This window comes from Nocardia macrotermitis (assembly GCF_009604405.1).
GTDB lineage: Bacteria > Actinomycetota > Actinomycetes > Mycobacteriales > Mycobacteriaceae > Nocardia > Nocardia macrotermitis.
Window position 1 is genome coordinate 254,682 of the sequence record NZ_WEGK01000007.1, and the last position, 13,038, is coordinate 267,719.

General features: G+C 69.3%; 9 protein-coding genes. 5 read left to right on the top strand and 4 right to left on the bottom strand.

Annotated features, from left to right (window positions below; all coding sequences use genetic code 11):
- Positions 1 to 8 precede the first annotated feature (8 nt).
- Positions 9 to 2,150, top strand: coding sequence for an amylo-alpha-1,6-glucosidase (locus tag NRB20_RS18460; RefSeq protein WP_406603846.1), 2,142 nt, complete (start codon positions 9 to 11; stop codon positions 2,148 to 2,150).
- Between the two features lie 21 nt (positions 2,151 to 2,171).
- On the opposite strand, the gene NRB20_RS18465 is transcribed toward NRB20_RS18460, so the two are convergent.
- From NRB20_RS18465 to NRB20_RS18475, 3 genes are all read right to left on the bottom strand, one after another.
- Positions 2,172 to 2,630: an SRPBCC family protein gene (locus NRB20_RS18465; protein ID WP_153411368.1), complete on the bottom strand. Its 459-nt coding sequence runs from the start codon at positions 2,628 to 2,630 to the stop codon at positions 2,172 to 2,174.
- Positions 2,631 to 2,669: 39 nt separating this feature from the next.
- Positions 2,670 to 2,864, bottom strand: a complete 195-nt coding sequence (locus tag NRB20_RS18470; RefSeq protein WP_153411369.1) for a hypothetical protein — start codon at positions 2,862 to 2,864, stop codon at positions 2,670 to 2,672.
- A 133-nt stretch (positions 2,865 to 2,997) separates the two neighbouring features.
- Complete coding sequence (locus NRB20_RS18475) at positions 2,998 to 3,552, bottom strand: TetR family transcriptional regulator (RefSeq protein ID WP_153411370.1); 555 nt, start codon at positions 3,550 to 3,552, stop codon at positions 2,998 to 3,000.
- 80 nt (positions 3,553 to 3,632) lie between these two features.
- On the opposite strand from NRB20_RS18475, the gene NRB20_RS18480 reads away from it, so the two are divergent.
- The 4 genes from NRB20_RS18480 to NRB20_RS18495 all read left to right on the top strand — a co-directional run bounded on the left by NRB20_RS18480 (position 3,633) and on the right by NRB20_RS18495 (position 10,006).
- Entirely contained in the window at positions 3,633 to 4,103 is a 471-nt protein-coding gene (locus tag NRB20_RS18480) for a DUF4334 domain-containing protein (RefSeq protein ID WP_153411371.1), read from the top strand.
- A complete protein-coding gene (locus NRB20_RS18485) occupies positions 4,103 to 5,194 on the top strand; it encodes an NAD(P)-dependent alcohol dehydrogenase (protein ID WP_153411372.1) in 1,092 nt (363 codons plus the stop codon). Before NRB20_RS18480 ends, NRB20_RS18485 begins: the two co-directional genes overlap by 1 nt.
- A 458-nt stretch (positions 5,195 to 5,652) precedes the next feature.
- On the top strand, positions 5,653 to 8,358 hold the full coding sequence (locus NRB20_RS18490) for an ATP-binding protein (RefSeq protein ID WP_153411373.1): 2,706 nt from the start codon (positions 5,653 to 5,655) through the stop codon (positions 8,356 to 8,358).
- A 595-nt stretch (positions 8,359 to 8,953) separates the two neighbouring features.
- Entirely contained in the window at positions 8,954 to 10,006 is a 1,053-nt protein-coding gene (locus NRB20_RS18495; RefSeq protein WP_153411374.1) for an alpha/beta fold hydrolase, read from the top strand.
- 231 nt (positions 10,007 to 10,237) lie between these two features.
- Here the strand turns inward: NRB20_RS18495 and NRB20_RS18500 are convergent, their stop codons facing one another.
- The gene (locus NRB20_RS18500; RefSeq protein WP_153411375.1) at positions 10,238 to 12,994 is read right to left on the bottom strand and encodes a helix-turn-helix transcriptional regulator; all 2,757 of its coding nucleotides are present in this window, start codon (positions 12,992 to 12,994) and stop codon (positions 10,238 to 10,240) included.
- Positions 12,995 to 13,038 lie beyond the last annotated feature (44 nt).

The window sequence follows — 13,038 nt, forward strand, 5'->3', positions numbered from 1 at the left end:
GTGGAATCGTGAGCGCCCCACAGGTTTTCAACGCCGGACCGCCGGTCGGACTCGGCGGCGGCCAGTCCACGATCACCCTGGTCGAGGCGAATACGTTCTGTCTGTCGGACAATCTCGGCGATATCCATCCCGGCACCGCACAGGGCCTGTTCTACCGCGACACCCGCACCATCTCCCGCTGGGAACTGCGCGTGGAGGGCCAACACGCCGAACAGCTGACCGTGCTGACCCCCGAATCGTTCAAGGCGCGCTTCGTGATGCGGGTGCCACCCCGCGCGGGCGTGGCCGACAGCACGCTGCTGATCGTGCGCAGCCGCCTGATCGGTGACGGCCTGAAAGAGACTGTCACAGTACACAATCTGGGTACCGAGGACACCGCGCTGCGGCTGACCCTGCACGCCGAGGCCGATTTCGCGGATCTGTTCCTGGTCAAGGAGGGCCGCAGTCATCACGGCAGCGCCGAGGTCACCGTCGCCGGATCCGAACTGCACTTCACCGATCACGCCGATCCCGGACGCGGCCTGATCGTCAGTGCCACAGGTGATCCCGTGGTGCTACCGGGCGCGCTGAGCTGGCGGGTGGTGGTGCCCGCACGCAATCAGTGGCGGGCCCAGGTGTTCGCGCAGCCGGTCGCCGGACACCGCCGGGTGCAGATCTCGTGCGGCGCCGAGGACGACAGCCCGATCGCCCGGATGACCGAATGGCGCGCCACCGCAACGGATCTCACCTCCACCGATCCGCGCCTGACCTACATCCTGCGGCGCACCGAGAGCGATCTGGGCGCGTTACGCATCGACGAGGGCGGCGGGCTGCCCACCTACGTCGCGGCGGGTGCGCCGTGGTTCATGACGTTGTTCGGCCGCGACAGCCTGCTCACCTCGTGGATGGCGCTGCCGCTGGATTCCGAACTGGCCGTGGGGACGCTGCGGCAGCTGGCCACCTTGCAGGGCACGACGGTCGATCCGATCACCGAGGAGGAACCCGGGCGCATCATGCACGAGATGCGGCGCGGGCCCGCCGGGGAACGCGTGCTGGGCGGCAGCGTCTACTACGGATCCATCGACGCCACACCGCTTTTCGTGATGCTGCTGGCCGAATGCCGCCGCTGGGGCGCGGAGGAGTCCGCGGTCCAGGAGCTGGTTCCCGCGGCCCGCGCGGCGCTGGACTGGCTGGAACATTTCGGCGACTGCGACGACGACGGCCTGGTCGAGTACCGCCGCAAAACCGATCGCGGACTGGTCAATCAGGGCTGGAAGGACAGTTTCGACTCGATCAGCGACGTCACCGGACGGCTGGCCGAACCGCCGATCGCGCTGTGCGAGGTGCAGGGCTACACCTACGCCGCCCGGCTCGCGGGCGCGGAACTGGCGCGGGCGCGCGGTGACGAACACGCCGCCACCCGCCTCGAACACCAGGCCATGGCGTTGAAGGAACGTTTCGACCAAGCCTTCTGGGTGCCCGAGAAGGGTTGGTACGCACTGGCTCTCGATCACCGCAAGCAGCGGGTGGACGCACTGTCCAGCAATGTCGCGCACTGCCTGTGGACCGGCATCGTCTCCGACGAACGCGCCGAACAGCTCATCGCGCACCTGGCCGACCCGAATATGAACAGCGGCTTCGGTTTACGCACACTGTCCGCCGCGATGGGCGCGTACAACCCGATGAGCTACCACAACGGCTCGGTCTGGCCGCACGACACCGCCCTCGCGGTCGCCGGACTCATGCGCTACCGGCACATCCCCGGCGCGTGCGAGCTGGCCGAACGCCTGGCCAAGGGCCTGCTGGACGCGGCGCTGCACTTCCACGGGCGACTGCCGGAGCTGTTCTGCGGCTTCGGGCGCGACCAGTTCCGCGCGCCGGTGCCCTATCCGACCTCCTGCTCACCGCAGGCGTGGGCCAGTGCCGCGCCGCTGCTGCTGGTGCGCTCGTTCCTGGGCCTGTCCCCCGACGTGCCGAACCGCACCCTGGAGATCGCACCGCACCTGCCCGAACGCTGGGGCCGGTTGCAGCTGACCGATCTGCGGCTGGGTCCGGTCACGGTCGGCATCGAGGCCGAGGGCGACACCATGCGGGTCGAGGGACTGCCCGGGGACTGGACGTTGAACGGGGAGCGCGCGCTGGCCGCCGAACAGTTCCCGGTGGACGCGTGAACGCCCGGACGACGTTGCGGCTCAGTCCTTCTCGATGAGCGCCGCGAGCCGGTCGACCGAGCCCAGCAGCCGATCCGAGGTGGTGGCGCGGGCACGGACCATCCGCTTCTCGTCGGTCAGCCGGGTCCAGTCGTAGGTGTGCGTGACCCGGGTACGGCCCGCACCCAGCGGCTCGAGCTCCCAGCGCCACAGATGTCCCGGCGGCTCGTGACCGGGTTCGGCGGGCCGCCACGCGATGCGGCGGCCCTCCTCGAACTCCACCACGTGATTCTCCCGGACCTGCCCGACGGTGAGCCGCATGGTGAACACCTCACCGACCCCGCGCACCCGCTGACCTTCCGGGGCGGTGGCGAGGTTGTCGTTACCGTCCCAGCGCGGCTGCTGTGCCGGATCCGCGATCAGCTCGAAGATCTGCGCCGGGTCGGCCGCGATCTCACGGCCTGCGGAGACGATTCGGGGGACATCGACGTGGTCGGTCATACTTCCGATCGAACCACGTCCGCCGGGAGCGGGGAAAACTCAGGCCGCCCGGTTCTGGGTCGGATCCGGTATCGGCCTGTGTACCGGGCCGGTCGCCCAGGACAGTTCCGCGCGCAGGGCGCGGTGTTCCGGGCACAGATACCGGGATCCGTGGCGGATGAACGCCGGATCCAGACGCTGTACGAAGGTCAGGTGCTCGCGGCGCCAGCAGTCACCGCAGACGAGTTCGTTCATGACGGACCTCCTCGTTCCCCCCTGCACTCGGGGGGTTGCATCAGAGTGCCCGGTCCAGCGGCTGTTCAGGCCACTCGACGCCGATCTCGGCCGAACCGTTATGGACCTCACCGCATTTGGTGGGACCGGATCCTCACGGCGCGATGAGCCGGCGGGCCGCCAGCACGGTCGCGGCGCGGAGTTCGGCAACGTCGGGGTGGTCGTCGTGCAGGGCGTGCACCGCCGAGGTGCGGGCCAGGTCGGTGAGCAGGGTGAGCAGGGTCAACGGGTGGAAGGTGTCGGTGATCAGGCCCGCGGATTGGCCGCGGCGGATCTCGATGAGCTTGGGGCCCACCGCGTTTCGGATGGCGTCGGCGGCCTCGGGGATTTCGGTGCGTTCGATGTCGGCCCACGCCTGGAGCCGGGCGTCGTTGGGGTTGCGCAGGTAGTGGTCGAAGAGGCGGCCGATGTAGGCGGGGATGTCCTCGGCGTCCAGGGCGGTTTCGGCGGTGGTATCGGTCACCCACTGGGCGGTCACCGCCGCGTAGAGCTCCTCCTTGCCCGCGAAGTAGGCGTAGAGGCGGTCCTTGCTGGCGTGCGCGGCCGCGGCGATCCGGTTGATCCGCGCACCCGCGACGCCGTAGCGGGCGAATTCCGCCTTGGCGGCGGCGAGGATCCGTTCCCTGGTCGCATGTCCGGCTGAACGCATTCCGGAATCCTATCTTGCCGAACCATTTGGTTCGGGTGTAGATTTCCCGAACCAAATGGTTCGGCAAGAGTGGAGACGCGATGACCGAGACGATCCGACCCTGGCGTGAGCTGGCCGCGCTGCCCGACGGGGTTCCGACCGCGGAGTTGGACCAACTGTGGGCCGGGCTCGAGACCGTGCGCGCCGAGGACATCCTGGGCGAATGGAAGGGCGCGGCCTTCCGCACCGGCCATCCGCTGTGCCGCGCGCTGGACCGCAGCGGCTGGTACGGCAAGACGTTCCTGTCCGCGTTCGAGGCCAAACCGCTGATCTGCCGGGCCGAGGACGGTTCGCTGTTCTCCAATCTCGAACTCGGCGGGGGCGGTGAGGCGTCGCTGTGGAATATCGAGTTCCGCGGTGAGGTGACCGCGACGATGGTCTACGACAATCGTCCGATCTTCGACCACTTCAAGCTGCTGGACGGCACCACGCTGATGGGCATCATGAACGGCCGGCCCGAACTCGTGCTCGCCAACGGCGAATACTTCTACTTCCTGCTCGAGCGCGCCTGATGCCCGCCATCTCGGCCGCGATCTCCCGCGATCCCCGCGCCGCGTTCACCATCGAAACGGTCGAGATCGACGAGCCGCGCGCGGACGAGATCCTGGTGCGCATCGTGGCCGCCGGAATCTGCCACACCGATCTGGTGTCCCGCGCGGCCGGTGCGGCCGATCGGCCGATTCTGCTCGGGCACGAGGGGGCGGGCGTGGTCGAGGCGGTCGGCGGCGATGTGGCCGGTGTGCGGCCCGGTGATCAGGTGGTGCTGAGTTACCGGCATTGCGGCGCGTGCCGGAACTGTCGGCTCGGTCGTCCGGCGTACTGCGCCCGGGCGACGAAACTGAACCAGTTCGGGGCGCGCGCCGATCGCACGCCGCGAGTGCGGATCGGTGAGACCACCGTGCGCGACGGCTTCTTCGGTCAGTCCAGTTTCGCCGGATACGCGCTGACCACCGCGGACAACACCGTGGTCGTTCCGCCGGGCACCGATCCGGTGCTGGCCGCGCCGCTGGGTTGCGGATTCCAGACCGGCGCGGGTGCGGTACTCAACGCGTTGCGTCCCGAGCCGGAGGCGACGCTGGTCGTCTACGGTGCCGGCGCCGTCGGCATGGCCGGGGTGCTGGCCGCGAAGACGCTCCCGGGCGTCGAGGTGATCGTGGTCGAGCTCTCCGCCGAACGTCGTTCCCTGGCAATGGAATTCGGCGCCGCACACGCACTGGATCCCGCCGACGGCGACACCACCGCAGCCATCTCGGACCTGACCGGCGGCGGGGCCACCCATGCCCTGGACACCACCGGCCGCCCCGAGGTGCTCGCGAATGCCGTGGCCGCCTTGGGGATCGGCGGCGTCGCGGTGGTCGTCGGCCTCGGCGCGGGAGTGCCGCCGATCGACCTGCGCGATATCGTCCTGTCCGGCAAGACGATTCGCGGCTGCCTCGAGGGCGACGCCATCCCCCACCAGTTCATCCCCGAACTACTCGCCCTGCACGCCGCCGGGCATCTCCCGCTCGAACGCCTGGTTCGCGCCTACCCCTACGCCGAGATCAACACCGCTCTTGCCGATCAACGCGCAGGCCACGTCGTCAAGCCCGTCCTCACCTGGTAGCGCGAGTCTGCCGATCACACTCCGGCACCGGGTCCCGACCTGGTCGGCAATGACCGTGTGATCACACTCCGGGCAGCTGGAGCAACCTGCACCGAACTCGAACTGCGCCAACCGAACCCGCGCCTCGAACCGCACTGGTCAGCGACGGGCAGATCGCGTAGTGAGACGGAGGTGGATGCGCACAGGCGGAGGGCATCACACGGGCGCACGGGCGGAAGGCGTCACACAAGCGCGTGGGCGGAAGGCATCACACAAGCACACGGGCCGAGGCCGTCGCACGGACGCACGGACGCACGGACGCACGGACGCACGGACGCACGGACGCACGGACATCACACGGGTGCGTGGGTCGACCACATCACGTGCGGTCATCGGTGGGCGACCGGGTGGTGTGATGGGTTTCGGTAGGGTCGCGGGCAGGTCGCCGCGTCCGGCGGGACTTCGGAGGAGGGTCGCGTATGCCGCTGTTCGGGCGAGATGTCGAGGTGAAGGATCTGTGCGCCTACCTCGAGCGGCCCGAGGAACGTCGCGGGGTGCTGATCGTGGGCGGGCCCGGTATCGGGAAGTCGGCGTTGGTGGCCGAGGGGGTCGACGCGGCGGGCGTCGCGGGGCTGCGGGTGTTGCGGACCGCGGGGATCGAGGCCGAGCGGGATTTCTCGTACGCGGGGTTGCAGCGGCTGCTGTATCCGCTGCGGCATGCCGCGGAGACGTTGCCGAAGCACCAATTCGATGCGCTGACAACGGCTTTGGGGTTGGCGGACAGCGCCGACGAACGGAGTGCGTATCTGGTCGGGCTCGCCACGCTGACGCTGCTCTCCGACGCCGCCGCCGAACGTCCGCTGCTGCTCGTCGCCGAGGACGTGCACTGGCTCGACCGGGCCAGCGCCGAGGTGCTGGCCTTCCTGGCGCGCCGGATCGATACCGAACCCGTCGTGCTGATCGCCACGATCCGCGACGACGCGAATTCCCCGCTGCGCGATGCGGAACTCGCGCAGCTGCCATTGGGCCCGCTGCCCGAGGATCAGGCCGCCGCACTCCTGGATTTCGTCGCACCCGATCTGCCCGCCACCGTGCGGCGGCGGCTACTGGCCGAGGCCCAGGGAAATCCGCTCGCGCTCGTCGAATTGCCCACCACGGCAGCCGATCTCGATGATTCCGCGCTCACCCTGCCACTACCCGAACGACTCGAACGCGCCTTCGTCGCCCGCACCACCACGCTGCCACCGGCGACCCGCTGCGCACTGCTGCTCGCCGCACTGGACGACACCGGTTCGATCACCGAAATACTCTCTGCCACAAGCATTCTCCAGCAGTCTTCGGCCGACCACGAAATACTCACGCCCGCAACAGAAGCCACCCTGATCGACCTGACCCCGGACATGCTGACCTTCCGGCATCCGCTGATGCGCTCGGCGATCGCCGCATCCGCCACCCCCGCGCAACGCCGCGACGCCCACCTCGCACTCGCCGAGACCCTCACCGACCTGCCCGACCGCAGCCTACGACATCGCGCGGCCGCCGCACTCGGCCCGGATGAGCAGATAGCCACGGCCCTGGAGGATTTCGCCGACCGATCCCCGCACCGCGAGGACGCGATCACCGCACTGGAACGCGCCGCAGCCCTGAGCGGAACCCCGGCCCGCCGCGCGGACCGCCTGCTGCGCGCGGCGGAAACGGCGGTCGACGTCGGCCGCCGTCCCACCGCCGAACGTCTGGTCACCGCCGCGCGCAGGCTGCCGCTGACCTCCCGGCAGCAGGCCGTCGCCAACTGGCTGCTGAGCGGATTCGACGACGGTGTGCGCGAAGATCCTTCGCGCATAGGCGAACTCGCGACGCTGGCCGCATCGGTCGCCGCGGACGGCCACGTCGACGCGGCGATGCGCATCCTGTGGGGCGCGGCCATGCGCTGCTTCTGGTCCGAACCCGGTCCGGCCGCCCGTCGCACCCTGCTCGCGGTTGCCGACGAACTGCCCGTCCCGGACGACGATCCCCGCCTGATCGCGGTCGCCGCCTACGTCGCGCCCCTCGAACGCGGCGGTCCGGTCATCGCGCAGTTGCGCACCCAAGCGGCGGTGACCGGCCACGATCCGGAGGTGGACCGCTTCCTCGGCAGCGCGTCACTGCAAGTCGGCGCATTCGATCTGGCCGCACGGTTCTCCACGACCGCCGCGGACGGACTGCGCGCGACCGGTGCGCTGGGTGCGTTGCCGCGCGCGCTCACGGTGCAGTCGTGGACCCTGACCCGACTCGGCGATCTGGCCGCCGCCGCACCCGCCGCCACCGAGGCCGCGGCCTTCGCCCGGGAGACCGGCCAGCCCTTCATGCACGGTCTCGCGGTGGCCGTGCAGGCCGAAATCGCCGCGCTGCGTGGGGATTACGAGCGCTCCGGAACCCTCGTCGCCGAGGCCGAACGGATCGGACTCGCCTCCGGCGCACGACCGGTGCTGGCGACGGTACAACTCACGCGCGGCCTCATCGCACTGGGCGAGGGACGATTCGAGGACGCCTACACCGACCTGCTCCGCATCCACGATCCCGGCGACCCGTCGCACTCACCGGCCCTGCGCACCTACTTCCTCGCCGAACTCGCCGAGGCCGCGATCCGCTCCGGCCACACCCGGGACCTGCGTGATCTGCTCGACGAACTCGAACCCGTCACTCACACCACTTCCTCCCCCGCCCTGCATATCGGCCTGCGCTACGCCCGCGCGGTCCTGGCCACCGACGACGCCGGAGACCGATTCGCCGCAGCCCTCGCCGCGACCCCGGCCACCTGGCCCGCCGAACGCGGCCGCCTGCACCTGGCCTACGGCGAATGGCTGCGCCGCCAACGCCACGTCATCGAGTCGCGAACCCAATTACGCGCGGCCAGAGACACTTTCGACGCCCTGGGCTTCACGTCCTGGAGCGCCCGCGCCCGCCGCGAACTCCGCAGCGCCGGTGAAACCAGCCCGAACCGCACCCCCGACGCCCGCGAATCCCTCACGCCCCACGAACTGAGCATCGCCCACCTCGCCGCCACCGGCCTGACCAACCGCGAAATCGGCCAACAGCTCTACCTCTCCCACCGCACCGTCAGCACCCACCTCCACCGCATCTTCCCCAAACTCGGCATAACCTCCCGCACCGAACTCGCCCACCTCTTCCCCCCGCCGAGTACGTGACCACCGTGGGCCGGCACCTTCACCCGACGACTCACATCACCACGTGACCCGCATCGCTACACCTGAGCGACTACGCAACCGCAGGCCCCACGCTCTCACCCAACGACTCCCATCATGGCCTGACCTCCACCGTCACCGCCTGAACGACTACGCAACACACGGGCCCGGCAACTCCCGTCACGTGTCAGCGGCAGCTGAATTCTGATCACTTTCCGGCATACCACGCGGGTGTCAGTCTTCACGCGCCGTCGATATAACGGCCTGACCTGCACCGTTACCGCGTGAACGAGTACGCAACCACACGGGACTCACGCTCTCACCCGACAAACTCCCATCACAACGTGACCCGCATCGTTACCGCGTAAGCAAGTACGCAACCACACGGCCCCGGACTCTCACCCAACGACTCCCATCACGGCCTGACCTGCATCATTACCGCGTACGCGACGCCGACGCCGTCCGGATGACGCATACGATTACGTCATTCGACGGTCGCCGAGTGGATGGTCCGCTGCCTAGCGTCAGCGGGGTGGATCGGGTGGGAGGCTCTCGCCGATCCGCTGCTCGTTGACGACACCTGGCAGGAGATCATCGGATGACCCTCAACAGACGACTATTCGGCGGTGCGCTGGCCGCGGGTGCGGCGGGGCTGGCCGCGGCGTCACTGAGCGGATGCTCGACGGATTCCGGGGGCGGGGGCACCGTGACCACCACGGCCGCGGGTCAGGAGCTGCGGGCGGGCTCGGGTGTGCACACCACGCTGGGCACGATCAAGCAGGTGCAGGCCGGTGTGCTCAACGTCGGATACGCGGAGTTCGGTCCGGCGAACGGTCAGCCCGTCGTGCTGCTGCACGGCTGGCCGTACGACGCCTACAGCTACGCCGATGTCGGGCCGCTGCTGGCCGACGCCGGATACCGGGTGCTGGTGCCGTATCTGCGCGGCTACGGCCCGACGACGTTCCTGTCCCCGCAGACCGTCCGCAACGGACAGCAGTCGGCGATCGCCAAGGACATCGTGGACTTCATGGACGCGCTGCACATCGAGCAGGCCGTCCTCGGCGGATACGACTGGGGCGCAAGGACTGTCGACATCATCGCCACGCTGTGGCCGCAGCGTTGCAAGGCGCTGGTCGCGGTGAGCGGCTACATCGTCACCGAACTGGCCGCGCAGCAGCAGCCGCTGCCGCCGAAGGCCGAACTCGGCTGGTGGTACCAGTACTACTTCGCCACCGAACGCGGCCGCGCCGGGTACACGCGCTACCGCCACGACTTCAACAAGCAGATCTGGCAGATCGCCTCGCCGGCCTGGAAGTTCGACGACGCCACCTACGACCGCAGCGCCGCCGCTTTCGACAACCCCGACCACGTCGACATCGTCATTCACAACTACCGCTGGCGTCTGGGCCTGGCCCAGGGCGAACCGCAGTACGACGCCTTCGAGCAGCAACTCGCCACCGGCCCGGCGATCACCGTCCCCACCATCACCGTCTCCAGCGACTTCGACGGCACGGCCAAGGACGGCAAGGGTTACGCGAACAAGTACACCGGCAAATACGTCCACCGCGTCCTCGACGGCATCGGCCACAACGTCCCCCAGGAAGCGCCGAAACCGTTCTCCCAGGCCATCATCGACGCCGACCACCTGTAGGGATGTCGCGCAGCGGCCTCGCTCATGTCGTCACGGGGCCGCTGCGATACGTCCACTCGACACCCGCCCGTCATCCCTCGGCCGGGTGGGTGTCGAGCACCTATCCGCTCACCCGGCGGATTCGATTGCAGGGCAACATATTCGAACCGATCAGCACATCAGGAAAGTCACGCCGGACCCGGATTCGACTGTGGCACAACCCATAACGACTCTCCAGCACGATGTCCCGATTCAGGTATCGGAGGCGTTGCCCTCCCCACTCAACGCATCACGCAACGCCGCCCGCGACGTGATACCCAGCTTGGGGAAGATGCGATACAGATGCGTCCCGACCGTACGCGGCGAAAGGTACAGCTCCCGGCCGATCTCCTTGTTGCTCAACCCGGCCGCGGCCAACTCCGCGATCCGGCGTTCCTGCCAGGTCAGCACGCCCGGATCCACCTCCGCGGCGCGCACGGCCAGCCCGGTCGCGCGCAATTCGCGGCGGGCACGCTCGGCCCACGGCCGCGCCCCGAGCCTGTCGAAGGACTCCGCCGCCGGAGTCAGGAACTGCCGCGCCCGGGTGCGACCGCCGGGCCGATGCCGCACCCGCGCCCCGTACGCCAACCGGATCCGGGCGATCTCGAACGGGAAATGCCTTGCCTCGGCATGGTTTTCGGCCAGCGACAACATCTCGTCGGCCTCCGCCTCGGTCTCCGCGGTCATCGCCAACGCCCCGAACGTACTGATCGCCAGCCGCGGCGAGATCGCGGGCAATCCGATATCCCACGCGGCCCGCGCATGCCGCCGCGCCTCCGCCGCACGACCGGTGTGCACGGCCGCCTCCACCAGATCCAGCACGCCCCGCACCGCCTGATGCACACAGGGCGCGAACTCCCCGGGCGGCGTCATCCCGATCGCATGCAGGTACGCGGCCTCGAAATCGCCCTGCCCCAACGCCGCCGAGGTGGCGACGGCGTCGACCAGCTGCGTCAGGATGCCCACGCCGCGCGGCCGCGCCCAGGACTCGGCCACCGCCAGCAGCTCCCGCGCCTCCTCGATCCGCCCGCGCAACGCCGCCACCTGCGCCAGATACGCGACGCTCTGATGGACGAACAGCTCGTAGCCCAGTTCCGCGGCGCGATCACGGCAGATCGTCGCGGTCCGCTCCGCCTCGTCCCACTCCCCCGACCCGATCCGGTCGAGCGTGATCAGATGCAGCATGACCAGGCCGCTGACCACCGCCCCGGTCTCGATCTCCCGCTCCACCATGTGCCGCAGCTGGGCACCGTAGTAGTGCAGCACGTCCAGGCGATAGGCCGCCGACGCGACCCGGACGACCTCCCACGGCTCGAGTTCGGCCAGATTCTCGCTCATCCGCCGCAGCTGTTCGGCCATCCCCGCACCGTGCCGCACCACGTCGCTCCAGCTGTCCCGGTAGATCCGGGACAGCGGCGGCACGAATTCGCCCAGCTCGTCGAGTACCGCGAAGGTTTCCCCCCACAGCGCCGCATCACCCGCGTAGTGGTCGGTGACCAGCAGCAGATTCAGCAGCCGCAGCACCACCTCCGGCTGCTCGGCCGCATCATCCTCACGCAATGCCCGGATCGCGATGAGAACCCGCTCGTGCACACCGCGCGCATCACCGTCCCGATACAGCGCGGTGAACGCCCAGGCCACGACCTCGGCAGGGCTTTCGTCACCACCCGGCACGGGATCGGACCGCACGATCCGCAACGCCTGCCCCAGCCGCGTGGCATATCCGGCGATGTAGGCGGCCTCGCCCAGCCGTCGTCTCCGCTGCTCGTCGGTCTCGCTGAGTTCGGCGGCCCGGGTCAGCCAGGTCACCGCCGTGGCCGCGCCACCGCGACGCGTCGCCGATTCGGCCGCCGACTCGAGCACCGCCGCGACCCGCTCATCGGGGTCGACCGCGGCCGCCGCCAGATGGGTCGCCCGACGTTCCAGATCGTCACGGTGCACCTCGGCCAGGGCGGCGTGCGCGTCGCGACGCTCGTCCGGCGTGGCCGTCTGCACCACGGTCGCCCGCACCAGCGGATGCCGGAACGTCACCCCGGTGATCGGATCATGGTGCAGCAGACCATCTTTCACCGCGGCGTCGATACCGCGCATGCGATACCGCACACCCGGTCCCGGCCGCGCCCCGACACCGTCGAGCGCACCCATCAGCAATTCGGCCCGCACCGGATCCGCCAGTGCCGCGATGCGGGTTCCGTACACCCGTTGCAGGCGGCGCGGCACCGGCAGGGCGTGTTCGGCGAACACCTCGTCCGGCGACTCGAAATCCGCCTGCCCCTCGACATGGATCGGCAGATCCAGCAGCGCCAGCGGATTGCCCTGCGCCCGATCCAGCACCAACCGGCGCAGCCGGGTGTTCAGAACCGGATGCCGGCGATCCAGCAGATCCGCCGCGGCCTGCGCATTCAGCGGCGCGACCACCCGCTCCGGCAGCGCGGCGGTATCGAAGCCCGAGACGATATCCGCGCGCACCGCGATCACCAGCCGCACCGCACTGCCCGACAATCGCCGGCCGACGAATCCGCACACCTCGGCGCTCGGACCGTCCAGCCATTGACCGTCGTCGACGACCAGCAGCAACGGTTGATCGGAGGTCGCCGCGGCCAGCAGATTCAGCACCGCGATGCCCAACGCCATCACCGAGGGCGGCTGCGTGGCATGCCGCCCGAACACCGCCTCGAACATCGCGCGCGTCGGCTCGCCCAGGCCGTCGATATGCGGTAGCAGCGGATGCAGCAACTGGTGCAGACCGGCGTAGGGCAGCTCCGATTCCGCCTCCACGCCGGTCGCGCGGATCACCGCGTATCCGGCGCGTAATGCCTGCTCAACGGCGAATTCGAGAAGTGCGCTCTTGCCCACACCGGTCTCACCGCGCAGAATCAGCGGCAGACCGGACGCACCGGTCACGATCGCGGAGAGTTGGCCCTGCTCGTCGTCGCGGCCGATCAACCGCACCGCTGGTAACTCCGACATGGTCTCTCCCGTCCTGCGAACGTCACAGACTAACGGGCAGGCAA